Below are 26,985 nucleotides of genomic sequence, written 5' to 3'. Positions count from 1 at the left end.
GTTATTAAAGACTGATTAACTATTGTCCCTATCGCAACAGTGCCTCTCCTCAACCGATTTAGTATTATAGCCCCGAAAACCCAACAACTAACAAGCCACAAACTGCACCGATCGAGGGATAATATAACCTTGATATCTATGCCATCATCTTATGAAAATTTTAATTATGGGTGGAACCCGATTTATCGGCGTTTCCCTGACTAAAGTGTTAGTAGAACAGGGTCATGAGGTAGTATTATTCAATCGTGGCAATAAACCCGCCCCGGTTGCTGGAGTACGACAGATTCATGGCGATCGCACTGACCCAGGGCAACTGAAAGAAAAGCTTAAAAATGAGAGTTTTGAGGCAATTTTCGACAATAATGGCAGAGAATTAAGTGATACTCAGCCCCTCGTCGAGATATTTAGAGACAGAATTGGGCATTTTGTCTATGTTAGCTCGGCGGGGGTTTATCTAAAATCCGACCAAATGCCCCATAAAGAAGGGGATAAACTAGATCCCAAAAGTCGCCACAAGGGAAAACACGAGACAGAAAACTATTTAAGCGAGATGGGTTTACCCTGGACTTCCATCCGTCCAGTCTATATCTACGGACCGCGCAACTATAATGACCTAGAAGCTTGGTTTTTTGACCGTTTGGTTCGTAATCGTCCTATTCCTATACCTGGTCATGGGGAACATTTTACCCAATTTGGTCACGTTGCCGATCTGGCCCAAGCCATGGCCGCAGTATTGGGTAATTCTCAGGCTATCGGTCAAGTGTATAATATTTCCGGCGATCGCTATGTAACTTTTAACGGTTTAGCAAAAGCTTGCGCGGCAGCCATGGGGAAAAATGCCGAGGAAATCGAGATTGTTAACTATAACCCCAAAAAATTTGACTTCGGCAAAAAGAAACCTTTCCCCCTGCGGGTTCAACATTTTTACGCTGATATTAATAAGGCTACCCGGGAGTTAAACTGGCAGCCTGAATATGATCTCGTCAGTGGTTTAACAGACTCCTTCCAGAATGATTATCTCGCTTCCGGTCGCGATCGGCAAGAAATAGACTTGGCGATCGATGACCAGATCTTGGCCAACCAATAAGGGACTTGCGTGGGAATAATATCCCAGCCAGAAAATCGCTCTGTAGAAGAATCAGACCAGCCAGATGGCATATTATCAGCAATTCTCATTTTAAGGTTTCATGACATTAAAACCCTTGCACCTAGAGGGGTTAATAATTCTTAACGAATCTCTAGATCGCTGAAACAACGCAAAATCCTTTCAAAATGAGAATTGCTGTTCGAGATGTTAGGGACTTGCGCTAATGTCTTGGAATTCATGACCGACGCAATAGTTGCAGACAGTTTATTTGTGGAATTGGTGCAGTAGATCGCGAAATTCCTGAAAACTAATCTGATTATCGCGACCAGTATCGGCCTGCTGTAACATAGCTTCGATTTCCTTGTCTGTCACCCCCGGTTCGATCGCCTGAAGACAAGCTTTTAACTCCTCAAGGCTAATTTGTCCAGAGCTATCACTATCGAATAGCTGGAATCTTTCCAATAAAATTCTTTCCTGTTGATCACGATCGCTGTCACTACTAAAAGATAGACGATCGAAAACCTGAAAAGCGCGGGCGATATTTTGCCATAATTGATCGGCCGGAGGACGATGGAGAATCGTTTCCTCCTCCTGACCAGTAACTCTGTACTGGCGACGCAAAGACTCGACAGTTTCGGTTTCTGCGGCCGGCAATTCCGTTAATAAATGCTCGATCGCCTCCCTGGAACTCTTACCGGTTAACACTTCCAGCAATTCCGAACCCACCTGGCGATCGGGGTCTTTTTTCCAAGTCACCAAGAGACTTTCTGACAAAGCATCGCGATAACTCTGCAAACGTAACCAATCCTCGCGACTATACTGCTTTTCCGGATCGAGAAGTTCGGCCGATTCCACACCCAACTCTGTTAAAATCGCCTGATGTTCTGCCTCAGTAATCGTCAACTCTAAGCGCATTTGTTGCAGGATTTCGAGGCTGTGTCCGAAGTCACTATATCCCTCCTCCAAAGCCTCTTTTAACACGGCTTTATAGGCTTTTAAACACTTCTGGTGCGTGAAATCCGGCAGTATCTTGGCCAACACATACACCTCATCTGCGTCCAAAGTTTCCAGCGATCGCCGATCGAGATATTTAGCCGTATCGAGATTCAGTTTACGCAACTGTTTACGCAATTTTCCTGCGAGTCCTTCCCGTTGGTAACGACTCGGATCCCTTATCCAAGTGCGATATAACCATAAACTACTCAAAACAGCCGCTAAAATACTAGCGAAATAATGCCAAAATTTTGGCAAAAGATTAATAAAAGGACGACCACCGAAAATAAAGAAGAAATTGAAAATCAGAAAAGTTCCGAAAGTAAAGACTCGATGACGGATAATTTCGGTTGGTAAGGGCGACTTTTTACGGATTCTATAGACTTTATAGGCATTTTCAACTTTTTTACCGAGAAAATAACCCAAAAAAGTGCAGATTGCCAAAGTTAAGGGAACAGCTACCAGCTTCGGAATCGGAATCTGATTACCCGCAAGATAAAAACCCGGTTTAAAGAGGGATTCTAGCTGATTTTCGTCGTGCGCCCAAGCTCCAGAGAAATAATAGTCCCAATTGCCAGCATAGAGATAATAATAGATAAAATAGCCAAAAACTAAGCCAAAATAACCGTAATAAAGCCATTGGCGATCGCTGTTATTAATCCCATCCCAATAGGATCTTTCCGCATCGATATCGATACAGGGACTTTGACAGGCAACACAGGCACTTTGTTCGCTACCATCTTCTCGGACAATACGACACATAGATTGAGTAATCCCACTGCGACTGTCTTCGTGAGCGGTACTATTCAGCAAACCCCTAGGTTCACCATAAATCCTTTCAACTGGACTCATGGGACAGAAATAGTTACACCAAGATTTGCCCCCATACCAGTAACCCACAAAGATCGCCGCTAGAATAGTAAAGATTAAAAAGCTACCCAAGACTAAGCGATCGGAATTATAAAAAAGAATCCGTCCGCATAAACCCAAAAATAACAGACTTAATTGTAGATAGAGATAATTCCGAGCTAACCAAGAGTTTTTCGGCACTTTATAGATTTCAGAGCGGACTTTTCCCGATTTATCGGTCTGTTTTTTCTGACGCTGTTTACCCAAAGCACGCGGTATTTGAGAAAGAAAGGATAAAGGACAGATACGCCGCCAGAGTTCGTGACCTAATACTAATAAGATAAAAACACCACTAGGAACCACTATTCCCCAAAAAATCGGCGCACCTAACTGATAGGAGGATTGGGGTAGGCAAACCCCCTGGACTTTAATGCACAGATCGGGATCCACTCTCAGGGGACTAGAAAGATTGTTAGGATCGGTTAATTTTGCCGAAATCGGGTCAAAAAATAGAGAAAATATCAGAATTAACCAAGCGATGGTCAGAACCCATCGCAAATAGTGCATCGAGCGTTCGGGAATTTGTGCAAACATATATATACATCTGAGTCAAGTCGTTTTGCTAAATTAATATCCAAGTTTCCAATCGATCATTCGGGAATTTGTGCAAAAATAAATCCACATTCCGCACCCTAAGTGTGACAACGTCTTAAAAGAGGAAGGAGCGTGAGTCAAAATACTTATCTAGAGGAGTGAGTTGGCGGCAAGCTGCCGCCAACTCAGCCAAAAATTTCAGGCTCTTCTAGGTTCTGTGTGATCAGTTTAACTTACATAGGATCTATCAATCTTTGTGTCCTTTGTGGTTCCTTCCACAATTCCTATTTCATCGATAATTCCGGCTACTAATCCCAGATGGTCTAGATTTTTGACTTCAATTTCTGTTGATTGATTCATGGTCGAACAGTCCACTCGCCCAAGTTTTCCAATAATTCCTATTTTTTCATAATTAGGGGTCTCCATACTCCCCCTAGCGGCCACCGAGAAAACCTTCACCAGCTAACTATTTTTACTCAAGTCTCTGGAGGGGGACAGCTTATGCGACAGTTGAGGGTGCGGAATGTGGGCTACAAATAGGAAGATTTTATGCTCACAATAGTGATAATCCAAGCTGCCATATTTCCCATCTCCTAAAACTGCTGAAGCTAGAGTTCAACCCCAGGGAGCAGAAATAAATTTAATCGCATTATTTGACCTAAAAAAAGAGGGTTCGCAGGCAGGTACGGATTCCCATTCTATATATAAGTATCTGTCAAGGGCGGGGATTTGTCAAGGGTTTTTTGAGGAAATCTGCCGGCATTTCAGGGGAAAAAATCGGAATCGAGGATTTGTTCGGGACTATAGGGACAGCTTTCGGCAAAGATAGCGGCCAGTAATTGGCTTTTTTGTCGGACTCGCTTCACTGCTTTGGGGTAAATAACGGCGATTCTGGTTAAAAAATAGTTATAAAGGGTTTTCGACTCCAATAAAAGTTCTAATTCCACCCGAAAGTTACCGATTTCGTCCTGCCATCCCCGCGCACATCTTTCTCGTTCCTCCGGCCAGTATTGGTAAAGAAGCAGATGAATGAGTAATTTTAGGAGATAACTATCTACTTTATGTCTCTGTTGGTTCCCCAATGCTTCGATTTCTTCTTCGAGATGTTCCCAATCTAATACATCTGTCTGTCTTTGTCGCAGTTGTTTGGCCGTTTCTTCTAACCAAGCAGGATAGTCTTGTTCGTATAAGTCTTTATTTGTCATACCCTATCCTCTTTAGCACTGGTCAGGTATTAGGTTTTTATTTTCTTGACGCTTATCTAACCTAAAAAAAGAGGGTTCGCAGGCAGGCACGGATTTCCATTCTATATATAAGTGTATGTCAAGTGCGAGGATTTGTCAAGGGTTTTTTATTGAGATTTTGTTAATCATCTCGAATACCGTGCATCATGGATTAGTAAACGCTCCGAAAGATTGGCAATATTCCAGTTTTCACCGTTATGTTGAAGAAGGAATTTATGATCAGATGTGGGGAGCTTCAGAAAAGCTGATCTTTGATAGTGATATTGGTATGGAATAAAATGTAGAAGTAAAACCCAAAAAATTCAGGTAAGAAATAAAGGTAATGTTGGGTTTCGTTACCTCAACCCAACCTACAGATCAGCGATCGCACTACAGGATCAGCGATCACCTTTATCGAGAAGAAATAGCTACCTGCACATTCGGAGAAAAATTCTCGATTTTTCGAGAAGCATTAAGAATTTCAATCCCGATTACATTACCTGCTTGATCATAGTCAAGAATAACCCCCGGACTGATTGCCTCACTTTCTTCTACGGGTGTGTCATGCCAGGTAATTGTTAAAACGTCAACTTCAGCATCATATTTAGCTTTCATTTGATAGCTGCCTATATTTTCTAAGTTTACTGGTAACATATAGTGTAACAATTTTTTGAGGCTCAACTAAGTCATTAATGTAAATTCTCAGAAGATAAGTTTTATTGTTAATGGCGACAAACGTACCTTGATAAACTTTGAGTCCATCTTCTTCTAAAATTTGCTCAGGATAATTGAGGATGTCCTGCAATATTTTTAAAGAGATTTGGCGTTGAATAATTTTTTATTCGGCATGGTGACTTAAAATAAAGTTCACGAGGATTTCGGGTTCTTCGGTTTGTCTTATGCAATGGACGGGGTTATAAGGAATGAAACCTTTATAGAGACAGACATTGCCGCAATTTTTGTCAATTGTTGGCGATCTGGAGCGAACTAATCAATTAAATCTCTTGCCAGATAAGGATTGAGTCGATTTATGCCCCCCTATCGAACCATACCAAGTCCCGAAGAGCCATATTTTATATGGCGAAGAAAAAGAGCATGAACCCTGAGAAATTTCTCGATACAAGTTATGCGATCGCTTTATCTTCATCTACGGACGATTATCATCTATATTGTCAAAGAAACGATAAAAATTGGGGAATTGTTGACTGTATTTCTTTTATTGTAATGGAAGAGCGTAGAATAACGGAAGCATTAACAACGGATATTCATTTTCAGCAAGCTGGTTTTCGAGCTTTGTTGAGAGATTAATCTCAGGGCAGGCGATCGCCATTTCCACATCACCCAAAAGTGATCGCCATTCCCACATCACCCAAAAACGATCGCCTCTCCTCATCACCCAACAGCGATAGCCATTCCCAAAAAATTGCTCCTCCCAAAAGCGATCGCCCTTTCACCCTTACTCTAAAAAGCGATCACCTCTCCCTGTTTTATAAAAAAGCGATACTAAAACCGAACAAATTCGGTGACAATCAGTAGTGAAAAAATTCAACCAATCGATCAGCCACTACCATTGCTACCCGTTCGTCAAGACTGCCAATTGTGGCAACAATTCGGGTTTTGTCAATCGCCCTAATTTGATCTAAAGCAATACTGCCGCGCACATTTTCTTGATCAATGGGGATTCTTGTTGGGTAATTTTTGACAGTACTGGTGATTGGTGCAATAACGACTGTTCTTAATCGAGCATTAATTTCACTAGGAGAAACAACAACACAAGGTCGAGTTTTTTGCAGTTCAGACCCCCTAGTTGGATCGAGTGCCACCAACAGGATGCTAAATCTTTCTACCATTGATTTTGCCGCTCAAACTCGTTTTCCACCCCTAACCAATCCTGTAACTCGGCTTCAATAGGAGCATCATCAAATAACTCAGCCCAGCCTTCCCTTACCTTCTTTTTAGCACTCAGAATAATTCTTTTTCCATCAACTATCGCCTCAACTTCGTCCAGAAGTTCACACTGTTCCATGATTGCTTGAGGAATTGTAATTGCTTGAGAATTACCGATTTGTACGATTTTTAGCAACATTTTGACGACCAGATAAACATACGATAATTATATCAACTTATACTGATTAGGGAGCGATCGCCCCTCCTCCTCAAAATCGCCATTCCCCAAAAATTGCTCCTCCCAAAAACCATCGCCCCTCCCCATCATCAAAAAATGATCGCACTACAAGATCAGCTACAAGCTCGGCGATCGCATTAATAAAAATCCAAAAAATCAGATAATTACGGTGAATAACAATCAATTTAGTGCGTTACTACAAGAGCGATCGCACTTATTGACCTCGCCCTGGCTTACAGTCGGCAAAACTTAATGCCTCTGTGTCTAGAAAACTGGCGATCGCCATCTCAAGGATTGCTTCAACGGGATAATCAATTTCAGTAGCGCGAGCAATCAGGGCATCCTGAATCCAGTCTGGTAAGCACTTTAAAATATTTTCCGCATCCGCAGACGAGATTTGCTCCGAAAGTTTCACTTGCATGGGTTAGGACTCCAGTATGAATTTGAACATTATACGGTGGCTCAGTTGCCCTTAAAATGATCGCCTCTAGTTCTAATAGTAGCGCAGGGTTTTTTGAGTAAGGTATTGTCTGCACCGCAATTCGTACCAGCTATTCTCATTTTGAAACGATTTTGCGTTGTTTCAGCGATCTAGAGATTCGTTAAGAATTATTAACCCCTCTAGGTGCAAGGGTTTTAATGTCATGAAACCTTAAAATGAGAATTGCTATATTTTGAGAAGAGGCCGTTCTCTCAGCAAAAAAATAGATTAAAATGAGTGTGTCAGCCTGATTAACAAGATGAGTTATGCCAACACCGACTATCATCGAAACAGATTTGCGCGAAGTTCTAGCAGAAATGAATCAGAAGCTAGATACAATTTCTAAAGATGTGAATCAAGTACAGATTCGATTGGCTACTGTAGAAACCAAAGTTGATAATGTAGAGAAACGATTGGATTCAATGGATAAGCGATTCGATAAAATGGAATTACAGATAGAAAAGGTAGAAAGCAATCAGGGCAATCAGGTTTGGGCTTTGATTGGGATTTTGTTTACGGCGGTAGTGGCAACGTCTATCCGTTTTGTTTTAACAGCTTTACCCTAGATTTCAAAAGAAAACCTGATCGCGTTTTTAAGATTTAATCAACAAGAAAACAGCGATCACCGTTATCTCAAGTCATCTTCGGTCAGATCAGCATCTTTCAAAATACTCTTAAGAGTACCAATTGGTAAATCTTTATTGCCATGAACAGGAACGGATAAAATAACTTTCATTCCCTGTTTTGTATAAATATGATGACTACTACTAATGCGTTTTAACTGCTAACCATAACGTTCGATAATTTTACAAAGGGCTTGGCCAGAAATAGATTTCATAATGATAATTCGACTAGCTCTTTTTCTGCTTCAATTTCTGTTTCTTGACTTGCAACTTCAAGCCATCCTTGAACTGCATCTTGCAACATTTCTAATAATTGTTCGTAGCTTTCTCCCCAGGTATGACAGCCTGGCAATGCCGGTACGGAACCGCACCAAATACCATCTTCTTGCCAGATTAGAGCTTTAATTTTCATGTTATTTTCAAAATATTTGCCTGATTTTACTATGATAATAGAAAAATACGATATGTGATCGCCCCTCCTCCTCATCAAAAAGCGATCGCCCTTTGCCTTCCTATCCCAAGCGGCAGCTTTAAAGTTTAATCAACAAGATGACAGCGAATAACAATCAATTTGGTGTGTTACATTTATAATATAGATATTTCAAGCAAAAATCATTTCACCAACAGATCATGCTTAATTCTATTGACGCATTATTTGACGGAAAGGTCTTTCATCCAGAGCAACCCGTTAGATTGAAGGCTAATACTCGTGTCCGCATTATTGTTGATAACTTATCGGATGAAAATAATGAACTCACTTCTTTTTTAGAGACAGCAGAATCATTACAACTAGACGGCCCCTCTGATTGGTCAGAAAATCTAGATAAATATTTATATGGTGAAGAAAAAGAGCATGAACCCTGAGAAATTTCTCGATACAAGTTATGCGATCGCTTTATCTTCATCTATGGATGATTATCATCATAAAGCACTTGCCATTGCCCAACAATTAAAAGCTTCAAAAACACCTTTAGTTACAACCAGAGCCATTATTTTAGAGATTGGCAATGCTTTATCTAAACAAAAATATCGCTCTAAGTCAATTAAATTATTGTCCTCATTAGAAAAGGACAGAACAGTGACAGTTATTCCCTTATCGGAAATTCTTTATCAAAAAGCTTTTCAACTATATTGTCAAAGAAACGATAAAAATTGGGGAATTGTTGACTGTATTTCTTTTATTGTAATGGAAGAGCGTAGAATAACGGAAGCATTAACAACGGATATTCATTTTCAGCAAGCTGGTTTTCGAGCTTTGTTGAGAGATTAATCTCAGGGCAGGCGATCGCCCCTTCTCATCCCAAAAAAAACGATCGCCCCTTCTCCTCCCCAAAAAGCGATCGGACTACAAGATCGGCGATCGCACTACGTTAATATCTTAATAACGTTGTTTAGGAATAACATAAGCTTTCATCCTATAACTATTACGACTGCCTTTTTCACTAAACCAATTACCAGTCGCCCCAAATTGGAAAATTTCACCTCTATCAAATTGATAAGTTAGTGATGTACCTGAATTTCTCGAAACATCATAAGAACCGGCAATACTTTCTGTTGGCCTTCCAGCAATAGGGACAACCGCATCTTGGGGAAAAATGTCAAAAGACGCATTACTTTTACCAGAACCAACTTGAACATCTATTCTTAAAGTTCCTCCTTCTGTGAAATCTCTAGTATCTATATCAACAACATCATAATTTTGTTGTCCGTTGCCTGGTGCAATTAAGACACCTTCATATTCTGCAACCCTATTATTCCTTGTTAAGACTAACCGAGGTCTTTCTGATGTGTTTTGTTTCTTGTTATTTTCCTTTAAATCTATCGTGATTGGCAATGCGTAGACACTAGCTTTATCATACACTAAGATTTTGACGGCAATTATAGCGTAACAAAAACCTATGACCATCAGAACGGATAACTTAGACAAATAACTTGTTTGTAGTAGTAATTTTGATTTGATTTTGGGTTTTAAGTTCATCAGATTTTACATCCTTTTACAGATCAATTTTACAACATAGACGGATCTCTGACCTTGCAGTGCGATCGCCCTTGGCGTTCCAGCAATGACAATTTTAAAGTTTAATCAACAAAATAACAGCGATTACATTGAGCCTAGTCATAATGAAATTTACAACTAATAATAATAATTTTTGTCTCTGTTGGTTCCCCAATCCAATACATCTGTCTGTCTTTGTCGCAGTTGTTTGGCCGTTTCTTCTAACCAAGCAAGATAGTCCTGTTCGTATAAGTCTTTAGCCCTAGTCAGGTATTAGGTTTTTATTTTCTTGACGCTTATCTAACCTAAAAAAAGAGGGTTCGCAGGCAGGCACGGATTCCCATTATATATATATAAGCATATGTCAAGTGCGAGGATTTGTCAAGGGTTTTGACAGTAGAAAGGGAGAAACCTTTTAACAATACACTTGTTCTAACATAGCGGTAGTGAGAGATTTTTGGCCGTGATAATAGAGACGACGATTGAGACAACCGATCGATTTAACATAGGTAGATAGGGTTCCCAGATCATGGGAAATAATTAAAATGGTCATCCACTCATTCAATTCTTGCAACAGGGAAAAAATACTAGCACGCATTTGGGGATCGACACTAGCAGTGGGTTCATCTAAAATCAAGAGACGGGGTTCTACCGCTAAAGCGCGAGCGATATAAACCCGTTGGCGCTGTCCCCCCGAAAGTTCAGCAATCGACCTTTTTTTCAACGCTAACATTCCCACACTATCTAAAGCTTTATCTACCCTTAACTCATCTTTTTTACTATAGCCTTGCCAGAGTTTTTTGCTGCTCAATCTCCCCATTTTCACCACCTCACCCACAGTGATGGGAAATGAGCGATCGCATTCGACAAACTGCGGCACATAACCGACTAATTCCCGACCTTTTTGGACAGTTTGCCCCAAAATACTGACTTCTCCCCGCCAAGGTTTAATTAATCCCAGTAAAACCTTAAGGAGGGTAGTTTTTCCTCCTCCATTCGGGCCGATAATTCCCAGGAAATCCAATTCTTCAATGGTTAAATTAATATCTTCGAGGATGGGTTCCTGTTCGTAGCCGGCCCAGAGATTATTAATGGTAATGATCGTTGACATATACAAACAATTACTGATTTAAAACTGTGGCCATTTTTTGGGAAACTTGTCGCAGGTTTTCACTCCAATTTTGAGCAAAGGCACTGATAGGGATTACCTGTCCCCCAATTTCCCTAGCAATAGTTTCGGCACTTTTCTGACTAAATTCTGGTTGAGTAAAAATAACTTTAATATTCTCTTTTTTGGCCTGTTTGATTAGTTGACTTAACTGGGCAGCACTGGGTTCATTACCGTCGATTTCGATCGCAATCATCTCTAAACCGTAATCTTGGGCAAAATAGCCCCATTCGGGATGAAATACCATAAATTTTTTGTTTTTAATCCCTGCCAAGTTTTGCCGAATTTCTTGATCTAATGCGTCTAATTCCTGACTGAATTTTTCCAAGTTAGCTCGATAGATAGCTTCCTGACCCGGATCGAGTTGTGCTAGGGTTTGATAAATAGTCTTTGCTTGTGCTTTGACTCGTTTTGGTGATAACCAAATATGGGGATCTAGGGTGTTTTTTCCAGCTTGATGTTTTTTTTCCTTAGCGTGATCGTGATCGTGATCATGTTCTGCTGTCAAAGGGATTTTATCTACCCCTTGACTGGTATCGACGATTAACATCTGTTGGTTAACACTCTTTAAGCGATCTTTCCAGGCATCTTCTAAGGATACACCAATTTTAAAATAGGCTTGCGATCGGGCTGTGGTTTTTAATTGTTCGGGTTTTGGTTCATAGGTGTGGGGATCTGTCCCGGGTTGAATCATGGCATTAACACTGACTCTATCACCGCCGATACGTTTGACAAAATATTCCTGCGGTACGATACTCACTGTCACCTGTAAGGGTGTCTTTGCTTCCTCTTCCTTGACCGAGGGACCACTACAAGCTGTTAAGCTGGCTATAGTCAGGGTTAAAGCGATCGCTGTTAACTGGAATTTTTTACCCATCGGATTAACTGAGTCTGATTATGATTCTGATCTTATCACAGTCGGTGAGAATCGTTATCATTCTGAAAATATTTCGGTATAGATGTACTGGTTTTTTGTCCTTCGATCTTTCGCTCCCAATTAAAAATTTTCTCTTGCTAACTAACGCTTGACATGATATTATATAGATAATGGAAAATCCGTGCGCCTGCGACCCCCCTCTGGTCAAGTCAAATAAAGCCCAAAAAAATTAACCCCAAAAAGTAGTGGGTAAACTGGAAACTGATACTCGTTAAGACTGCACCGGAGTGCCGGAGTTGGGAGAGGAAGCCTGAGCATTTGTACTAGAACTCCCAATAGGCAGTATAAATTCAGGAGAGCTTAACTAGAGCTTGCTGAATAAATCTAAAAACCGTGTTGGGTAAGACTTTTAGACTTTTTGGGAAATCAAAAAGTACCGGACATGGGAGTGATCGGGGGGAAAATTCAGGGACTTTTTCCCTGAAAATTAGGTAATTGACCCCCTCAAAATCGGTAAAACCCTACACCCCACACCCTACCCCCACGAAAAACTTTTTGCCGCAAACCCTAACCAAAAACCGAGTGCCGATCACTAAAAAATGACTTTTGCCTCCGTTATCCGCAACATTGAAAAATCGCCATTAACTGCCGAACTTATCCAAAAACTGGAGAAAAACGGCAATTTAACCCTAACTGGCCTTGCCCGCTTACCGAAAGGATTAATCAGCACAGCTTTCGCCCGTTGTCAAGGAAAAAATCTTTTAATTATTTGTGCCAATCTGGAGGAAGCGGCACGTTGGGCGGCACAATTAGAAGCGATGACGTGGAAAGGTGTTTTCTTTTATCCCACCTCGGAAGCTTGCCCCTACGAGAGATTTAATCGGGAATCCGAGATGATTTGGGGACAGATGCAGGTATTATCGGCCCTTCGACGTAGCTCAGGACAAGCTCTAATCAGTCATCAAGAGGCCGGAATTGCGATCGTTACCACCGAAAAGGCCCTGCAGCCCCATTTACCCCCTAGAGAGGTTTTCGAGCAGTATAGCGATAATTTTGCGGTAGGAAGGGTTATAGAAGCCAAAAACCTCGATCTAACCCTAGCTAGATTAGGATATGAACGGGTTTCACTGGTAGAAACCGAAGGGCAATGGAGTCGTCGCGGCGATATCGTTGATATTTTCCCAGTTTCGGCCGAATTACCGGTCAGGTTAGAATTTTTCGGCGATGAATTGGAAAAATTGCGAGAATTTGACCCTGCCACCCAAAGATCCCTCGATTCTATCCCCAATCTGCTTCTTACTCCCACTAGCTTCGCAGCGATCATTGCCCCTTCTCTTCCCCCCACAGTGGCCGATTATTTGGAGGCTGAAGAGCGAGAAAAATTGGCTAATGGCATTTATCCAGAGGGAATTGAGCGATTTTTAGGCTTGTCCTTCCGTCAACCTGCCTCTTTATTGGATTATCTCCCCGAAAATACTCTTATTGCCTTTGATGAACTGGAAAGCTGTCAAGCTAGAAGCGATCGCTGGATAGAATATATTGGGGAACGCTGGCAAGAGATAGAACCAGCTTTACCGAAAATTCACCGTTCTTTTGGCGAATCTCTGCAAATATCGGTCAAATTTCCCCATCTCTACCTCTCAGAAATAGACGATCACCTCTCCGAAAATAGCCTTAATCTCTCCAGTCGTCCGATTCCCACCACTCCGGGACAATTCGCCAAACTAGCGGAAATTTTACGGGGAAAAAGAGAGATTTATAGCGGTATTAAAGTAAATAAGTACGCTACATGGTTAATATCTGCCCAACCCTCCCGTACAGTCTCGTTATTACAGGAACACGACTGTCCGGCCCAATTTATCCCCAATCCCCTTGATTTTGGGGCGATCGAGCGGTTAATAATTCAAAACACCGCTACAGCCCTAAAATACTCAGGATTAGCTGAATTAGAAGGTTTTATCCTCCCCACCTATCGCATAGTCGTCGTTACTGATCGAGAGTTCTTCGGGCAACATCTTTTAAATACTGCCGGTTACGTCCGCAAACGTCGGCAAGCAGCCTCGGTACAGGTGGATGTGAATAAACTCCGTCCCCTCGATTTTGTAGTACATAAACACCATGGCATCGGACAGTTTATCAAACTAGAAAAGCAGGAAAGCACAATTAGCGGAGTAGTGCAAGGTCGAGATTATCTAGTTATTAAGTATGCTGATGGATTATTGCGGGTTCCTGCCGATTCTGTTGATAATCTCTCCCGTTATCGTCATACAGGTAATCAAGAGCCTGAATTACATAAAATCTCTGGCAAAGCGTGGGAAGCGACGAAAGCTCGCGTCAGGAAGTCAGTTAAGAAGTTAGCGGTTGATTTAATCAATATTTACGCCCAACGCGCCCAAAAATCGGGTTTTGCCTATCCGATGGATAATCCCTGGCAGCGGGAGTTAGAGGATTCTTTTCCCTACCAACCCACTGCTGATCAACTGAAAGCGATACAGGATGTGAAACGGGATTTAGAAAGCGATCGCCCGATGGATCGCTTAGTCTGTGGGGATGTGGGTTTTGGTAAGACAGAAGTGGCGATTCGTGCTATTTTTAAAGCTGTCACCACGGGTCATAAACAGGTGGCTTTATTAGCACCAACAACGATTTTAACCCAACAACATTATCACACCCTGAAAGAACGTTTTGCTCCCTATCCTATTAATGTGGGTTTATTAAATCGTTTTCGCACCAATTCCGAGAAAAAAGATATCGTCCAGCGCTTGAAAACGGGGGAATTGGATATAGTGGTGGGGACGCAGTTGTTATTAAGTAAAGCGGTGGAGTTTAAAGATTTAGGATTATTGGTGATCGATGAAGAACAGCGTTTTGGTGTCAATCAAAAGGAAAAAATTAAGGCTTTTAAAAGTAATATTGATGTGTTAACCTTGACGGCAACACCGATTCCCCGGACTCTTTATATGTCCCTTTCTGGGGTGCGAGAAATGAGTTTAATTACCACACCTCCCCCCTCTCGTCGTCCCATCCAAACCCACCTTTCTAGTTATAATTCTGATGTGATTAGAACGGCAATTCGCAATGAATTGGATCGGGGGGGACAGATTTTTTATGTAGTACCCAGAATCGAGGGAATTGAAGAAAAAGCGGCAGCAATTCAAGGGATGATTCCGGGTGCTAGAATTTCCATTGGTCACGGTCGTATGGATGAGTCCGAATTAGAGACCACCATGTTAGCATTTAATAATGGGGAAGCGGATATCTTAGTCTGTACGACTATTGTGGAGTCGGGGTTAGATATTCCCAGAGTTAACACGATTATCATTGAAGATGCCCAAAAATTCGGTTTAGCGCAACTCTATCAACTGCGGGGACGGGTGGGGCGATCGGGAGTACAAGCGCACGCTTGGTTACTTTATCCAGCTAAGGGAGAACTAACAGAAACTGCTCGGGAAAGATTAAAGGCAATTCAAGAATTTACCCAGTTAGGATCGGGGTATCAATTAGCGACTAGAGATCTGGAAATTCGCGGCGCTGGTAACTTATTGGGTGCGGAACAATCGGGACAAATGGAAGCGATTGGTTTTGATCTATATATGGAAATGTTACAGGAAGCTTTGCGGGAAATTCAAGGTCAAGAAATTCCCCAAGTGGAGGATACCCAAATCGATCTGAAATTGACGGCATTTATTCCTAACGATTATATATCCGATCCGGAGCAGAAAATGGATGTCTATCGGGCGATCGCCACTGCTAATTCTCAGAAAACTTTAGGACAAATTGCTGCGGATTTAGTGGATAGATACGGGGCAATTCCTTCCCCAGTGGCACAATTATTTAAGGTAATTGAGTTAAAACATCTGGCTAAATCCCTCGGTTTTTCGCGCATTAAACCCGATGGAAAACAGCATATTATCCTAGAAACTCCCATGGAGGAACCGGCGTGGAAATTATTACAAGAACACCTACCCCAACATATACAATCACGCTTTGTTTATAGTCCCAAACAGGTGACAGTCAGGGGTTTAGGAGCGGTAAAACCACCACAGCAGTTAGATAGTTTATTGGAGTGGTTAGCTAAGTGTAAAGATGGTTTACCGACGAGGAATTAGACTAAATCCTGTTTAAAAAGTATAGGAGAGTGGGTGATGGGGAAAAGATAATCAATAAGAGTAATCTCCTGACTCCTATACTCTAACTGCTATAAAAAGCACCTCATATCTAGGAGGTGCTTTGGGGACGGAGAGAGAGGGATTCGAACCCTCGTTAAAGTTACCCCTAAACAGCATTTCCAGTGCTGCGCCTTCAACCGCTCGGCCATCTCTCCAATTTAGGTCACGATCATCCATCCTACAGCAAATGCTGCCGATCTGTCAAATTATTTTTCTTTTTCCGACGATGACCGATCAGGTTAGGGACTTGCGCTTTGATAATGTACCTTTTGGGCGAACGCAGTTCGCCCCTACATTGTGGACAAAATCCGTTACTGTAGGGGCGCAAAGCTTGCGCCCTCCGATCAATTGGGATATTATTCCCACGCAAGTCCCTAAGCATACCCTAGATATTGATTTAAGATTGCGGCTGTAGCTAGACCAGTTTTTTGCCAACTAAACTCATCGGCCCGTTTTTTGCCTAGATGACTTAATTTTGACTGTAATTGTCGATCTTGAGCGATAATTTTTAGGGCATCGGCTATGGACTCGACTCGATAGGGATCGATTAAAATTGCCGCTGTTGCCGTGACTTCGGGCAAAGATGACAAATTTGAGGTAATGACGGGTGTACCGCAGGCCATAGCCTCTAAAACGGGCAATCCAAAGCCTTCCCAGAGACTAGGGAAGACTAAAGCAGTGGCTTGACTGATAACTTTGGGTAGGTGATCGTAGGGGATATAGTCGAGAAATTTAATGCGATCGCTGACTGCTAATTCCCGCGCTTGTTGTTGTAAATTCGGGGTATAACGGCGATCGAAGCTGCCGGCAATCCAAAGATGATAATCGCTTAAATCTGGGGGCAGTTGGGCAAAAGCGGCGATTAAACGCGGTAAATTTTTATAGGGATTGGGACGACCCAGATAGAGAAAATAGGGATGTTCTGGCTTATTATCTTCCATAGGACGAAAGTGATGATGATCGTAGGCTAGGGGAATTGAAGTAATTTTATCGGCGGGAATTTGATAATATTCAGTGATATCTTTGGCCGTTGCCTGAGAGTTACAGATAATATGTTTTGCCTGTTGTAATACCTGCGGCACATAATAACGGAAATATTGGGTTAAGGGGGAAGTAAAACTGGGAAACCGTAGGGGAATTAAATCGTGGACCATGACGACTAAGCGACAGGGAGAATTTATCGGCGCTTCTGGGAGGGGAGAAAAGAGTAAATTGGCCTTTAATTGTCGGTAAATTGACGGTAACTGCCACTGAGTCCAGAGTAAGCGTTTTAAATGACCTTTCGCTCCTCGATCAGGGCCGAGACCTTTGGGGATAGAATAACAGTTAAAGTCGGGATAACTATTAGCTGTTAGTAGGGTTGGTTCTAAATTTTTCAGGTAGGGTAAGAGGTTAAGAATGTAGGTACTGATTCCCGTGGGTTGGGGAAAAAGTACCGAGAGATTAATTAATAGGTTATGCTTTGTATTCACTAATTACCCTGTTGATATTTGCTGAGGATTTCTGAGATATATTGGTAGCCTTCCAGTCCAATAGATTTAATCAGGGAGGAACGTTCCTGACTGAAAGTCTGCTCAAAAGCTGCGATATTTTTGCCGCGAATAACTGTTAATAGACTAGCAGCTTGTCGCCATTCCACTGCACCGATTTCGTGTAGCCAATACATTCCTAGAGAACCCATATAAATTGCCTGTTCAAAATTCTTGTCTTGATAGTAAGCTTCGCCTAAATAAGTTAGTAATAAACCTTGCAGATATACATCTCCGTAGTATTTGGCAGATTCTAATCCTTGTAGGAGAATATTAATCGCATCTTGGGTTCTTTCGAGGACAAGATATGCTAAACCTAAACTGCTACAACAAAGGGATTTACTCTGCCAATCTTGGAGACTTTCCGCTAACTTTAATCCCTGTTTTAAATACTCGATCGAAGTTTGATAAATTTCGGGATCATATCTCTCTAACTGTTGTGCTTCCTGTACCTGACTATAACCCAAATTAGCTAAAGCGTTAGCCTGTCCTAAACTATTACCCTGTTGACGACTTAAAATTAAAGCTCTCTGACTTAAATTAATCGCTTCTGTATAGTTTTTTTGGATAGCATTGAGACGCGATAAATGGTTTAAATTAGCTATTTCACAAGCAGAGTCCTGTTGTTGACGAGCAATTTCTAAAGCTTGTTGATGACATTCTCTAGCCTGTAGATAGTCGCCGCGAATGCGATTAGAATAGGCAATTAAAGTTAAAATTCTCGCCTTTTCTCCCGTACCTTCCACATAACGCAGAGGAATTGATAAATAATCTAAGGCCTCCTTGAGATAACTGCCAGAAAAGGATGCGAAAATTCCTCCGTATAAAGGAAAATAATCCCGTTGAGCAAAGGTTCTCAGAATTTGTAAAGCCATCTGAAAACAGCCGCGACTATAGAGAGAATTTTTACTAACTTGCTCGAAACTATTGGTTAACAGCGACCAAATTAAAGCAAAGGTGAGAAAGGTAGAAATAGATAATTTTGCTCCCAGTTTTTCGCTATAGATACGCTGATCAAAAAAGTTAATTAGTCCCCTTTGGATATATTGAAAAACAATGGCAGTTTCTACCCAATCGGTTAAAGTTAAATCCTGGGTGAGAGAATCAAAAGCTTGTTGATTAGCTAAACTTTCTAAGACTCGTTTTAACCAAGAGGGATTAACTTTACTTGCCCAAATTTGCCAGGGAGTCACTCGCTCATTATCATTAGTAAAACCAAGATGGCGATTTTGTTCGTAGAGCCAACTGGTGAGATCATTCGATAAATTTGACCAAGTATTTAACCCCAGATTAATCCCCGTGGCAATTTGCCATAAATCCGCTTCTCCCCGCTGGTGAGAAACTGCCTGTAAATGCTTGGCTAACTGTTGTAATTGTTCTAGGGTTAAAGCATTACTTTGATTGGGATCAATTAAATTCACTAAAGTTAGTAAACGATCCTCTCGATCGATTTTTACCAGATTATCGATCGCCGCTGCAGTGAGAGAATTTTGCTGATTGGTTTTTTGATATTTTTCCCATTCACTTTCGATCGTTTCCAGGGCCCGCAAAACCCTAGTCGCTTTAATTTTTGTTTCTAACTGTGAGCGAGTAATGATAATTTTTTCAGTTAAACAACGCTCAAAAATTTCTCCTGTGCCATTTTTTACTCCCTCGGACAAAAGGTTATAAACCTGTGATTTAGCTCTAATTTTTCCTTCTAAAGTTAGATTGACAATGCGCTCAATTAGTGCATTATAAGTTTCGTTGAAGTTATCTCTATTTTCTGTCATAAGTGTTTTTTCAGTTATCAGTAAACAGTAATCAGTGAAAAGACAGTAGTAAGCTTCTAAGCTGTACTGAATTTAAACTGCGTAGGGGAAATTTTAGTACAAATGCTCAAACTTCCTCTCCCTACTCCGGCACTCCAGTACAGTCTTAACGAGTAATTTATATAGTCAGCAGCTTATCAGTTATCAGATGTGAGTTTTCAGTTCACCGACTACTTTTTGGGGTTAATTTTTTTGGGCTTTATTTGACTTGAAAAGAGGGGGTCGCAGGCTGGCACGGATTCCCATTATATAAGAAATTATCTGTCAAGTCGTGAGGTTTTGTCAAGCTTTTTGGAAAAAAAATTAACCGATAGTCTTAACGAGTAATTTAGATAGTCAACAGCTGATTTAATGCTGCACACTTAAAACTTAAAACTTAAAACTTAAATCTGATAACTGATAACTGATAACTGATTCAAGACTGACTCCTGTTGACCAAAGTGATTACTGTCACTTCGGGGGGACAAAAAAGACGACCGGGGAAATAGGTTCCTAAGCCTCGATTCACATATAATTGATTGTCCCCGACTCGATGAAATCCCTCGGACCATTGCCAGTATCGGACTACTTTGCTAAACTCCCGATAAAGGGGAACCCATGGACGATAGGGTTCGGGTAGTGATCGCCTAAGTTCCTCTAAAATTATCGGTAGGGAACCGATACCCGGTATAGTCACTTGACCTCCGTGGGTATGACCGGATAACTGCAAATCCACGCGCCAATCCTTTAAAATCATGGCTGTATCGGGATTGTGGGAAAGGACGAGTCTGGGTATATCGGGGGAAATTTGCTCGAGGATTTGCGGTAAAAATTCCCCAGACCAATAATCGGCCAATCCGACGATGGGAAAATTTTCGCCGTAGGGTGTGACGATTTCATTCCAGAGTACCCGAATTCCCACGCTAGTTAAGGCTGATCTGACCGTTTCCCTTGCTTGCGGAAGATAACTGTCATGATTTCCTAAACAAGCATAAATACCCCCTTGACTTTTGAGAGCTTTTATGCTCTCGACTAGGGCAAAAATTGGCTGGGGACTATAGGTAATAAAGTCCCCCGTCAGGAAGATGAGATCGGGTTTTTCCTGATTAGTAATGGCGATCGCTTCTTGCAGGACAGCTTCAGGCAAATGCTCTTCATCGCAGTGCAGATCTGACCACTGCACCAACTTGATCCCTTGCAGATGTGCCGGTAGGCCAGCAATTGCGATCGTTAATCTTTCTACCTGTAAGGATTCTAACCAAAAGGGTCGCATCGGTGAGCCGTTGTCGGTGAGTAGTTACCAGTCTATCAATTATTTGCCGATGGGGTTGCTGGGGGACGCTTCCGCAAACATCCCTCTCTTGAGGATTAGCCTGGAAATTTACTGATAATTCTCTCCATAGCGGCCTCGACATTGGCACGACTATTAAAAGCCGATAGCCGGAAATAACCCTCTCCGGCAGCCCCAAAGCCAGATCCAGGAGTCCCCACCACATTACAGGTATGTAGCAGTTTATCGAAGAAATCCCAACTTGATAGACCCTGGGGCGTTTTTACCCAAACGTAGGGCGCATTTACGCCACCATGGACTTCTAAACCGGCAGCAGTTAATTTTTCTCGGATAATTGTTGCATTTTGTAAATAAAACTTGACAAGTTCTTCTACTTGTGCCTGTCCTTTTGGGGAATAAACCGCCTCGGCCCCCCGTTGGACAATGTAGGAAACGCCGTTAAATTTGGTCGATTGCCGACGATTCCACAGTTTCCAGAGTTGCACATCGCTGCCGTCGGCCGCTTTGGCCATAAGACTTTGGGGAACCACAGTTAAAGCGCAACGAGTCCCGGTAAAACCAGCATTTTTAGAAAAAGAGCGAAATTCGATCGCACATTGCCGCGCTCCCTCGATTTCGTAGATGGAATGGGGTAAACTGGCATCGGTGATAAAGGCCTCGTAGGCTGCATCAAAAAAGATAATCGATCCGTTGGCCCTAGCATAATTAACCCAAGCTGTCAAGTGTTCTTTGGTAGCTGTGGCCCCGGTGGGATTGTTGGGAAAACAGAGATAGATTAAATCGACTTTTTCCGTCGGAATCTGGGCAGTAAAGTTATTTTCGGCGGTAATTGGCAGATAAATCAAGCCCTCGTATTCGCCGCGTTCGTTGACCTCTCCCGTGTGTCCGGCCATAACGTTAGTATCGACGTAAACGGGATATACTGGGTCGGTCACGGCGATCGAGTTATTATCCCCAAAAATATCGAGAATATTGCCCGTATCGCACTTAGAACCGTCGGAAATAAAGATTTCATCGGCACTTATCTCACAACCGCGAGCCTGAAAATCATGGACGGCGATTTTCTCCCTTAACCAAGCATAACCCTGTTCAGGCCCGTAACCCTTAAAGCTAGAGCGATCGCCCATTTCCTCCACTGCTTTGATCATGGCCTCGCGACAAGCTAGGGGCAAAGGTTCGGTGACATCCCCAATCCCCAGACGGATAATATTAGCATCGGGATTGGCTGCCGCAAAAGCTTGGACTCGTCGGGCAATTTCCGGGAAAAGATAACCCGCTTTTAGTTTTAAGTAATTACTGTTAATGGTTGCCATAATTATTATTCTCGTTTCAGTCGCAACCTTTAATTCTATAATAGTCGGTCATCGGCCGTTAGTTTCGATCGCCCTCCTTGATGGACTAGGATTGGGTGTGGCCTGTTGTCTTTCGATATACAATCAGAGAAAAACCTCTTAATAACTGACATTAGTATGGGTGAATCAAAACGTCGTCAATCGGCCCTGGGTGATAAGTATGGACAGGAAGAAAATATCCTGCCTTGGCTACCAATTACCAAAAGTCAAGCAGCCCAAGCTTACAAGTTAACCACTAGGGGTGCCTGGATTGGTATAGGAGTTTTAGCCGGGGTTTGGGTGGTTATTCGCTTTGTCGGGCCAGCTTTCGGTTGGTGGAATGTCCAATAACTGGTTAGGGACTTGCGCTTTGATGGTGGTAGCTTTTTCTTTTTTTAGCCAATACAGCGCTTCTGTTCCCCCCTGAAAGGTTACGGTTAATTAGGGTTTGCTGAATAAATCTAAAAACCTTGTTGGATAACGCTTTTAGACTTTTTTTCCCTCAAAAAGTGCCGACCTTTGGAGTGATTGGGGGGAAAATTCAGGTACTTTTTTTCTGAAAATTAGGTAATTGACCACGGCTCGACTGAGCTTCGCCGAACGCCCTGAAAATAGGTAAAACCCCACACCCCACACCCCACACCCTACCCCCACGAAAAACTTTTTCAGCAAGCCCTAATTAATTGGGCTGAAAGATTACCTGTGATGATAACATGGGCTTTACTTGTCCCAGCCATTGCCAAGATTTGCCCTCGCATATATTCTGGTTTAATGGGGCTAATTTTCTCTATTTCTAGATAGTCTTTGGGAGTAAAATAAGCGTGACTTTTACTGGCTGTCATGGGGTTTATCTTGCTTATTGTTGGTTTTCTAGCGGACAATTAAGCCAAATAATTGAGTCTAAATCAGTCGGATTGCCTTCAGTAATTAGCTTTCTTATCAGTTCAATATAATTAAAATTACTCTCGAATAAAACAAAACGTCTATCTAAAGAAGCGGCCGCTAGTCCCACGGTTCCTGAACCAGCAAAGGGATCTAAAACCACATCACCTTTAAAAGAGTAATAATTAATCACTTTTTCTGCCAATTCTACGGGAAAAGCGGCGGGATGTTTTGAGTTAGTGACTGGGTTAATCTTCCAAACATTAGTGCGTTCATAACCATCGGCAATTTTTGAGGCTTTTACTACTTCTTGATCGGGATGATTGCGAATATGCCAATCGATTAGTAAATCTGTGTGTTTACGATAGACTAAAACGTATTCAGTCACCGGCACGGTTTTGTATTGGAGAGGGTTTCGATCGGCGGCAAATCTGCGCCCTCTACCAGTTGCCCACCCTGCTCCCTCTGGTTTTAGCCAAATAATATCATCAATAAAATCGTAACCTTCTTCAATAAAAATTCGATGCAAATCAAAGGGAACAGCAATACGTTTAGAAGCTTGATTACGCGAAGCACGACGCAATAGCACGGGAGAAATATTAATGACAAAAAAACGTCCTTCACTCAAAACTCGATGACATTTTCTGATCACCTGTCGCAGCTTCAATAGATAGCTTTCGTATTCTTCAAATTCCGAATATTCTGGACGAGCATTAAAATAGGGTGGTGAGGTAAAGATTAAATCAACACTTTCTGCGGGCATTTCCTCCAAAAGTTCGCTACAATCACCAAATCCGATGGTATTTCTCAGAGAGGAAAGCTTATATTCTTTTTTAGTTTTCTTGGGGGTTTCTAATTTAGATTCATCCTGTTTTAACAGACGAGCGATAATAATTTCAGTCCGGGTTGTCCTATCGGCTAAAATTTCGGTGGTGTAGGCATCGATCACCACTTCCCCAACGGTTTTTTTCTGGTCATTACATAGAGGAACTCGCCAAATATGATATCTGTCATCCACTTCTGGTAAACCTAATTTAATCGCATTAACTAAATTTATTTCCCGCAACCAATTAAGGACAATTTCTTTAGCTTCTGCCACCGTGCGAAGCAGATAACCGCGCTTGTCCGATACCAGTTCTTTTTCCATGTCATTACTCTAGTTCTCTCTAGAATTCTAGCTGATCATTATCCAAAAAACTAGGAGAGTCTCAAGATAGAAATTGGCCACCCTTTAAAAATTCCACATTTCTAAGACTTTTCCCGTAATTGTTTGATTTAACCAGAAAGTATTATGACTGAGGGAGTGAAGATTATTTGCCGTTACTTTCCAGCTTGCTTGGGGATGAAAAAGAATTGCTTCCGCGGGATTACCCGGGTTGAGAGATGCCGGTTTTTGTTGTAAACAATGACAGGGATTGAGACTAAGCGCTTGCCATAATTGTAAAGCTGATAATTGCCCGGTTATTACTAATTTTTCCCAGAGTAGCGGTAAAGCTAATTCTAACCCGATCGCGCCGGGGGGTGCTTCTGCAAAAGAGACGGTTTTTTCTTCGTAGGTATAGGGACGATGATCGATCGCGATTGCGTCGATAATTCCCTCTTTAATTGCCGCAATTAACGCCTTGCGATCGCTTTCGTTGCCCAAGGGTGGAGCGAGGTGTAAACTGGGATGGTAGCTGGCGATCGATCCTGTATTTAAGAGGAGATGCAACCACGTCACACTAGCGGTTATCGGCAATCCCCGCATTTTTGCCTCGCGAATTAATTCCACTCCTCGACGGGTAGAAATTCGCATGATGTGAACAGGTGTATTAATTTCGCCGACGATTTCTAAAATTGTGGCTAAAGCAGTGGTTTCAGAAATAGCAGGATCTCCGGGTAAACCGAAGCGAATCGAGGTTTCTCCCTCGCGCATGACTCCATTACCCTTTAATTGCTGATTTACGGGGGAAAGGGCGATATTTTGACCGAAGGGTTTTAGGTATTCCAATAAGTGCCGCAACAGTCCCAAATCTTCTAGACTGCGATTATCGGTAAAACCCACCGCTACAGGCATTAAATCGGCTAATTCGGTCATTTTTTGCCCTTGTCTTCCTAGGGTGAGACTTGCCCAAAAATGCAGACGAGTCGATTTTGAGTCAAAAAACCCTTGACTTTTTTCCTGTAATGTGCTAATGAGTGCGGGGTGATCGAGAGGGGGGAGAGTATTGGGGAGAATTGCCACCCGGGTGCAGCCTCCGGCCGTGGCCGCTTTGAGCAAAGATGCGAGGGTTTCTCTGTCCTCGTGGCCGGGTTCCCCGGAATGACTGTAGAGATCGACTAATCCGGGAGCAAAAATACAGTTTTGACCAGAAATATAGTTACTATTTTCTCTTGGGGGAAGCTGGGATTCGATCGCTTTAATTACCCCCTCCTCAATCCAGACATCGGCAATGCGATCGGTTTGTGTCAGGGGGTCAAGGACTCTAACCTGTTCTATAATTGTCGAGGATTGGCTATTCACGCAGACTAATTAAAACGTCATTTTTTCCTTTGGCAGTATATCACGTTAAGTAAAAAGTAAAAAGCAAAAAAGCTGAGTTGTCGGTTAGGTTGGGGGACGATAAGTTAGAATATTGATCGACTACGGTTTTAATCTTTATTTTAATTGGCTGGCCTACCCTAGGGAGAATTGATAGCCGAATCATGCAACTAGAACTTTTCGATTCTAATAATTTAGAAGAAATTAATCAGGGAACCCCGCGATTAGTTTCTTTTCGAGATTTAGTGCCAGAAATCACCAGCACCAGTTATCTAACCCACAGCATCTATTATTATCCTGCCAAATTTATTCCCCAAGTGGTGAGATTTTGCCTTGATAATTACAGTAAAAAGGATGATTGGATTATCGATCCTTTTGCGGGTTCAGGTACGGTGGGTTTAGAGGCTAAACTTTGTCAAAGAAATGCAGTTTTAACTGACCTGAATTATCTTTTAAACCATATTATCCCGATTAAGATCACAGAACACCAAGAACCATTGAGTTACTCAGAGTTAGATAAAAAAATCTTAGAAGTTTTTGCCAGCAAGGATAAATTTATCCCTCAGTGGTCAAATTTAAACTATTGGTATCCAGAGGATATTTTAGTAGTTTTACAGAAACTTTGGGCAGGTCAAAAAAATCTAGAAACTGATTTGTATTCCCAGATCATTCAAGCGGTTTTAGTGAAAGTTAGTAAACAGTTTTCCTATGCAGAACATACGAAACCAAAATTATTTCAATCGAAATACAAAAAATCAGATATACAAGAACTATTACAAAGAGATTGGCAAGAGGAATTAAAACGAACGATTAAAGAGATGAGTTTTGAAACTTTAACTAGCGTCAATCAATATATTACCGTAACTTGGCGCAATTATAATCAGGTGCTTTTTTATGGAGGAGTAGATAGTGCCACTTTTGAGATCGAGCAAAATCTAGAGTTAGATTGTTTAATTAGTTCCCCCCCCTATCTGCAAGCACAGGAATATATCAGAACAGCAAAACTAGATTTATATTGGTTAGGATATACAGAAAAAGAAGTGCAAAAAATCTCTAAGCTAGAAATTCCCTACCGACAGGCTACCAGATTAATCGAAACTGAAACCTTAAATCGAGTGAGATCAAGTTTAGAGAAAGAGAATTTACATAAAATACTCGATTCCTATTTTTGTCACACCATCAACGCTTTAGAAAATGCCACCAGAAAATTAAAACAAGCTGGGAAAGCTTGCATTTTTGTGGGTAATCCGAAAGTGGATGGAGTGGAAGTAGAAACTTGGCGAATATTAGGGGAATATTTTCAGGAAAATGGCTTTATTTTTAATACCGTCTTTGAGGATAGAATTAAAACCAGACAGTTATTCAAATCTCGCAAGAATAAAAATCCTGATGGCATGAAATCCGAATATTTACTAATCTTAGAGAAAAGGTAGGTCTAGTTTATAGCGTTTCCCAT

Annotated in this window: 27 protein-coding genes, 1 tRNA gene and 3 pseudogenes; 10 read left to right on the top strand and 21 right to left on the bottom strand. The window is 41.7% G+C overall.

Going from position 1 to position 26,985, the window contains the following annotated elements; translation table 11 throughout:
* The first annotated feature begins 151 nt into the window (after positions 1-151).
* Entirely contained in the window at positions 152-1,087 is a 936-nt protein-coding gene (locus tag ACQY1X_RS03820) for an NAD-dependent epimerase/dehydratase family protein (protein WP_016514465.1), read from the top strand.
* A 264-nt stretch (positions 1,088-1,351) separates the two neighbouring features.
* On the opposite strand, the gene ACQY1X_RS03815 is transcribed toward ACQY1X_RS03820, so the two are convergent.
* The 3 genes and pseudogenes from ACQY1X_RS03815 to ACQY1X_RS03805 form a co-directional block, all read right to left on the bottom strand.
* The gene (locus tag ACQY1X_RS03815) at positions 1,352-3,523 is read right to left on the bottom strand and encodes an EF-hand domain-containing protein (protein ID WP_430014012.1); all 2,172 of its coding nucleotides are present in this window, start codon (positions 3,521-3,523) and stop codon (positions 1,352-1,354) included.
* A 246-nt stretch (positions 3,524-3,769) separates the two neighbouring features.
* A pseudogene (locus ACQY1X_RS03810) lies at positions 3,770-3,883 on the bottom strand (DUF4277 domain-containing protein); the annotation flags it as partial.
* Positions 3,884-4,287: 404 nt separating this feature from the next.
* A complete protein-coding gene (locus ACQY1X_RS03805; RefSeq protein WP_430015409.1) occupies positions 4,288-4,728 on the bottom strand; it encodes a DUF29 domain-containing protein in 441 nt (146 codons plus the stop codon).
* 115 nt (positions 4,729-4,843) lie between these two features.
* On the opposite strand from ACQY1X_RS03805, the gene ACQY1X_RS03800 reads away from it, so the two are divergent.
* Positions 4,844-5,044 (top strand): hypothetical protein, encoded by a 201-nt coding sequence (locus ACQY1X_RS03800; protein ID WP_149986406.1) that lies wholly within the window; start codon positions 4,844-4,846, stop codon positions 5,042-5,044.
* Positions 5,045-5,157: 113 nt separating this feature from the next.
* Here ACQY1X_RS03800 and ACQY1X_RS03795 read toward each other — a convergent pair whose 3' ends face one another.
* Positions 5,158-5,400, bottom strand: coding sequence for a DUF2283 domain-containing protein (locus ACQY1X_RS03795; protein ID WP_002775710.1), 243 nt, complete (start codon positions 5,398-5,400; stop codon positions 5,158-5,160).
* A 441-nt stretch (positions 5,401-5,841) separates the two neighbouring features.
* Here ACQY1X_RS03795 and ACQY1X_RS03790 point away from each other — a divergent pair, with 441 nt between their 5' ends.
* Together ACQY1X_RS03790 and ACQY1X_RS03785 are read left to right on the top strand one after the other, a co-directional pair.
* The gene (locus ACQY1X_RS03790; RefSeq protein WP_002736586.1) at positions 5,842-6,054 is read left to right on the top strand and encodes a type II toxin-antitoxin system VapC family toxin; all 213 of its coding nucleotides are present in this window, start codon (positions 5,842-5,844) and stop codon (positions 6,052-6,054) included.
* A 39-nt stretch (positions 6,055-6,093) separates the two neighbouring features.
* Positions 6,094-6,282, top strand: coding sequence for a hypothetical protein (locus ACQY1X_RS03785; protein WP_130756655.1), 189 nt, complete (start codon positions 6,094-6,096; stop codon positions 6,280-6,282).
* Here the strand turns inward: ACQY1X_RS03785 and ACQY1X_RS03780 are convergent.
* From ACQY1X_RS03780 to ACQY1X_RS03770, 3 genes are all read right to left on the bottom strand, one after another.
* The gene (locus ACQY1X_RS03780; RefSeq protein ID WP_002735990.1) at positions 6,276-6,596 is read right to left on the bottom strand and encodes a type II toxin-antitoxin system PemK/MazF family toxin; all 321 of its coding nucleotides are present in this window, start codon (positions 6,594-6,596) and stop codon (positions 6,276-6,278) included. The genes ACQY1X_RS03785 and ACQY1X_RS03780 overlap by 7 nt on opposite strands.
* Positions 6,590-6,832 carry an AbrB/MazE/SpoVT family DNA-binding domain-containing protein gene (locus ACQY1X_RS03775; RefSeq protein WP_002736094.1) on the bottom strand — a complete coding sequence of 81 codons (243 nt, stop codon included), beginning with the start codon at positions 6,830-6,832 and terminating at the stop codon, positions 6,590-6,592. Before ACQY1X_RS03775 ends, ACQY1X_RS03780 begins: the two co-directional genes overlap by 7 nt.
* 253 nt (positions 6,833-7,085) lie before the next feature.
* Positions 7,086-7,292, bottom strand: a complete 207-nt coding sequence (locus ACQY1X_RS03770) for a hypothetical protein (RefSeq protein ID WP_002736760.1) — start codon at positions 7,290-7,292, stop codon at positions 7,086-7,088.
* A gap of 326 nt (positions 7,293-7,618) precedes the next feature.
* Between ACQY1X_RS03770 and ACQY1X_RS03765 the strand changes: the two genes are divergently transcribed.
* A complete protein-coding gene (locus tag ACQY1X_RS03765; RefSeq protein ID WP_002755782.1) occupies positions 7,619-7,918 on the top strand; it encodes a hemolysin XhlA family protein in 300 nt (99 codons plus the stop codon).
* Positions 7,919-7,980: 62 nt separating this feature from the next.
* Here the strand turns inward: ACQY1X_RS03765 and ACQY1X_RS03760 are convergent.
* Positions 7,981-8,190: pseudogene (locus ACQY1X_RS03760) on the bottom strand (type II toxin-antitoxin system HicA family toxin).
* Complete coding sequence (locus ACQY1X_RS03755; RefSeq protein ID WP_002735173.1) at positions 8,187-8,387, bottom strand: type II toxin-antitoxin system HicB family antitoxin; 201 nt, start codon at positions 8,385-8,387, stop codon at positions 8,187-8,189. Before ACQY1X_RS03755 ends, ACQY1X_RS03760 begins: the two are co-directional and overlap by 4 nt.
* Before the next feature lie 218 nt (positions 8,388-8,605).
* Here ACQY1X_RS03755 and ACQY1X_RS03750 point away from each other — a divergent pair, with 218 nt between their 5' ends.
* Both ACQY1X_RS03750 and ACQY1X_RS03745 read left to right on the top strand, forming a co-directional pair.
* Complete coding sequence (locus tag ACQY1X_RS03750; protein ID WP_004163555.1) at positions 8,606-8,839, top strand: hypothetical protein; 234 nt, start codon at positions 8,606-8,608, stop codon at positions 8,837-8,839.
* Complete coding sequence (locus tag ACQY1X_RS03745) at positions 8,829-9,245, top strand: type II toxin-antitoxin system VapC family toxin (protein WP_430015408.1); 417 nt, start codon at positions 8,829-8,831, stop codon at positions 9,243-9,245. The genes ACQY1X_RS03750 and ACQY1X_RS03745 overlap by 11 nt, the downstream gene beginning before the upstream one ends.
* Before the next feature lie 108 nt (positions 9,246-9,353).
* On the opposite strand, the gene ACQY1X_RS03740 is transcribed toward ACQY1X_RS03745, so the two are convergent.
* The 4 genes and pseudogenes from ACQY1X_RS03740 to ACQY1X_RS03725 all read right to left on the bottom strand — a co-directional run bounded on the left by ACQY1X_RS03740 (position 9,354) and on the right by ACQY1X_RS03725 (position 12,016).
* On the bottom strand, positions 9,354-9,953 hold the full coding sequence (locus tag ACQY1X_RS03740; RefSeq protein ID WP_242034505.1) for a hypothetical protein: 600 nt from the start codon (positions 9,951-9,953) through the stop codon (positions 9,354-9,356).
* 189 nt (positions 9,954-10,142) lie between these two features.
* Positions 10,143-10,241, bottom strand: a pseudogene (locus tag ACQY1X_RS03735) (DUF29 family protein); the annotation flags it as partial.
* 145 nt (positions 10,242-10,386) lie between these two features.
* Positions 10,387-11,082 carry a metal ABC transporter ATP-binding protein gene (locus ACQY1X_RS03730; RefSeq protein WP_288103463.1) on the bottom strand — a complete coding sequence of 232 codons (696 nt, stop codon included), beginning with the start codon at positions 11,080-11,082 and terminating at the stop codon, positions 10,387-10,389.
* Positions 11,083-11,092: 10 nt separating this feature from the next.
* Complete coding sequence (locus tag ACQY1X_RS03725; protein ID WP_430014009.1) at positions 11,093-12,016, bottom strand: metal ABC transporter solute-binding protein, Zn/Mn family; 924 nt, start codon at positions 12,014-12,016, stop codon at positions 11,093-11,095.
* 599 nt (positions 12,017-12,615) lie between these two features.
* Here ACQY1X_RS03725 and mfd point away from each other — a divergent pair.
* Entirely contained in the window at positions 12,616-16,125 is a 3,510-nt protein-coding gene (mfd, locus tag ACQY1X_RS03720; protein ID WP_430015407.1) for a transcription-repair coupling factor, read from the top strand.
* A 128-nt stretch (positions 16,126-16,253) separates the two neighbouring features.
* On the opposite strand, the gene ACQY1X_RS03715 is transcribed toward mfd, so the two are convergent.
* From ACQY1X_RS03715 to ACQY1X_RS03695, 5 genes are all read right to left on the bottom strand, one after another.
* Positions 16,254-16,340, bottom strand: a tRNA-Ser gene (locus ACQY1X_RS03715).
* Positions 16,341-16,559: 219 nt separating this feature from the next.
* Positions 16,560-17,657, bottom strand: a complete 1,098-nt coding sequence (locus ACQY1X_RS03710) for a glycosyltransferase family 4 protein (protein ID WP_430015406.1) — start codon at positions 17,655-17,657, stop codon at positions 16,560-16,562.
* A complete protein-coding gene (locus ACQY1X_RS03705) occupies positions 17,657-19,486 on the bottom strand; it encodes a tetratricopeptide repeat protein (protein ID WP_430015405.1) in 1,830 nt (609 codons plus the stop codon). The genes ACQY1X_RS03710 and ACQY1X_RS03705 overlap by 1 nt, the downstream gene beginning before the upstream one ends.
* Before the next feature lie 454 nt (positions 19,487-19,940).
* The gene (locus ACQY1X_RS03700) at positions 19,941-20,777 is read right to left on the bottom strand and encodes a metallophosphoesterase (RefSeq protein WP_002735891.1); all 837 of its coding nucleotides are present in this window, start codon (positions 20,775-20,777) and stop codon (positions 19,941-19,943) included.
* Between the two features lie 95 nt (positions 20,778-20,872).
* Entirely contained in the window at positions 20,873-22,108 is a 1,236-nt protein-coding gene (locus ACQY1X_RS03695; protein ID WP_430015404.1) for an LL-diaminopimelate aminotransferase, read from the bottom strand.
* Between the two features lie 156 nt (positions 22,109-22,264).
* On the opposite strand from ACQY1X_RS03695, the gene ACQY1X_RS03690 reads away from it, so the two are divergent.
* On the top strand, positions 22,265-22,477 hold the full coding sequence (locus tag ACQY1X_RS03690; protein WP_002737353.1) for a DUF2839 domain-containing protein: 213 nt from the start codon (positions 22,265-22,267) through the stop codon (positions 22,475-22,477).
* Between the two features lie 314 nt (positions 22,478-22,791).
* Here the strand turns inward: ACQY1X_RS03690 and ACQY1X_RS03685 are convergent, their stop codons facing one another.
* The 3 genes from ACQY1X_RS03685 to ACQY1X_RS03675 all read right to left on the bottom strand — a co-directional run bounded on the left by ACQY1X_RS03685 (position 22,792) and on the right by ACQY1X_RS03675 (position 25,511).
* On the bottom strand, positions 22,792-22,968 hold the full coding sequence (locus ACQY1X_RS03685; protein WP_002735115.1) for a hypothetical protein: 177 nt from the start codon (positions 22,966-22,968) through the stop codon (positions 22,792-22,794).
* Between the two features lie 14 nt (positions 22,969-22,982).
* A complete protein-coding gene (locus tag ACQY1X_RS03680; RefSeq protein WP_002735327.1) occupies positions 22,983-24,155 on the bottom strand; it encodes a DNA-methyltransferase in 1,173 nt (390 codons plus the stop codon).
* Between the two features lie 84 nt (positions 24,156-24,239).
* Positions 24,240-25,511, bottom strand: a complete 1,272-nt coding sequence (locus ACQY1X_RS03675) for a dihydroorotase (protein ID WP_430015403.1) — start codon at positions 25,509-25,511, stop codon at positions 24,240-24,242.
* Between the two features lie 182 nt (positions 25,512-25,693).
* Between ACQY1X_RS03675 and ACQY1X_RS03670 the strand changes: the two genes are divergently transcribed.
* Positions 25,694-26,962, top strand: coding sequence for a DNA methyltransferase (locus tag ACQY1X_RS03670; RefSeq protein WP_430014002.1), 1,269 nt, complete (start codon positions 25,694-25,696; stop codon positions 26,960-26,962).
* Positions 26,963-26,985 lie beyond the last annotated feature (23 nt).

This window comes from Microcystis protocystis FBCC-A270 (assembly GCF_050500235.1).
In the GTDB taxonomy this organism is placed as follows: domain Bacteria; phylum Cyanobacteriota; class Cyanobacteriia; order Cyanobacteriales; family Microcystaceae; genus Microcystis; species Microcystis ichthyoblabe_A.
Note: the sequence above shows the minus strand (reverse complement) of the source record. Positions and strands in the feature narration are given on the sequence as shown.

Coding starts and splice junctions, on each gene's coding strand:
- ACQY1X_RS03765 (WP_002755782.1), top strand. CDS start 7,619: ATGCCAACACCGACTATCATCGAAACAGATTTGCGCGAAGTTCTAGCA.
- ACQY1X_RS03800 (WP_149986406.1), top strand. CDS start 4,844: ATGTCAAGTGCGAGGATTTGTCAAGGGTTTTTTATTGAGATTTTGTTA.
- ACQY1X_RS03775 (WP_002736094.1), bottom strand. CDS start 6,832: ATGTTGCTAAAAATCGTACAAATCGGTAATTCTCAAGCAATTACAATT.
- ACQY1X_RS03755 (WP_002735173.1), bottom strand. CDS start 8,387: ATGAAAATTAAAGCTCTAATCTGGCAAGAAGATGGTATTTGGTGCGGT.
- ACQY1X_RS03820 (WP_016514465.1), top strand. CDS start 152: ATGAAAATTTTAATTATGGGTGGAACCCGATTTATCGGCGTTTCCCTG.
- ACQY1X_RS03685 (WP_002735115.1), bottom strand. CDS start 22,968: ATGACAGCCAGTAAAAGTCACGCTTATTTTACTCCCAAAGACTATCTA.
- mfd (WP_430015407.1), top strand. CDS start 12,616: ATGACTTTTGCCTCCGTTATCCGCAACATTGAAAAATCGCCATTAACT.
- ACQY1X_RS03750 (WP_004163555.1), top strand. CDS start 8,606: ATGCTTAATTCTATTGACGCATTATTTGACGGAAAGGTCTTTCATCCA.
- ACQY1X_RS03745 (WP_430015408.1), top strand. CDS start 8,829: ATGAACCCTGAGAAATTTCTCGATACAAGTTATGCGATCGCTTTATCT.
- ACQY1X_RS03670 (WP_430014002.1), top strand. CDS start 25,694: ATGCAACTAGAACTTTTCGATTCTAATAATTTAGAAGAAATTAATCAG.
- ACQY1X_RS03795 (WP_002775710.1), bottom strand. CDS start 5,400: ATGTTACCAGTAAACTTAGAAAATATAGGCAGCTATCAAATGAAAGCT.
- ACQY1X_RS03815 (WP_430014012.1), bottom strand. CDS start 3,523: ATGTTTGCACAAATTCCCGAACGCTCGATGCACTATTTGCGATGGGTT.
- ACQY1X_RS03805 (WP_430015409.1), bottom strand. CDS start 4,728: ATGACAAATAAAGACTTATACGAACAAGACTATCCTGCTTGGTTAGAA.
- ACQY1X_RS03770 (WP_002736760.1), bottom strand. CDS start 7,292: ATGCAAGTGAAACTTTCGGAGCAAATCTCGTCTGCGGATGCGGAAAAT.
- ACQY1X_RS03725 (WP_430014009.1), bottom strand. CDS start 12,016: ATGGGTAAAAAATTCCAGTTAACAGCGATCGCTTTAACCCTGACTATA.
- ACQY1X_RS03680 (WP_002735327.1), bottom strand. CDS start 24,155: ATGGAAAAAGAACTGGTATCGGACAAGCGCGGTTATCTGCTTCGCACG.
- ACQY1X_RS03790 (WP_002736586.1), top strand. CDS start 5,842: ATGAACCCTGAGAAATTTCTCGATACAAGTTATGCGATCGCTTTATCT.
- ACQY1X_RS03780 (WP_002735990.1), bottom strand. CDS start 6,596: ATGGTAGAAAGATTTAGCATCCTGTTGGTGGCACTCGATCCAACTAGG.
- ACQY1X_RS03700 (WP_002735891.1), bottom strand. CDS start 20,777: ATGCGACCCTTTTGGTTAGAATCCTTACAGGTAGAAAGATTAACGATC.
- ACQY1X_RS03690 (WP_002737353.1), top strand. CDS start 22,265: ATGGGTGAATCAAAACGTCGTCAATCGGCCCTGGGTGATAAGTATGGA.
- ACQY1X_RS03705 (WP_430015405.1), bottom strand. CDS start 19,486: ATGACAGAAAATAGAGATAACTTCAACGAAACTTATAATGCACTAATT.
- ACQY1X_RS03730 (WP_288103463.1), bottom strand. CDS start 11,082: ATGTCAACGATCATTACCATTAATAATCTCTGGGCCGGCTACGAACAG.
- ACQY1X_RS03740 (WP_242034505.1), bottom strand. CDS start 9,953: ATGAACTTAAAACCCAAAATCAAATCAAAATTACTACTACAAACAAGT.
- ACQY1X_RS03695 (WP_430015404.1), bottom strand. CDS start 22,108: ATGGCAACCATTAACAGTAATTACTTAAAACTAAAAGCGGGTTATCTT.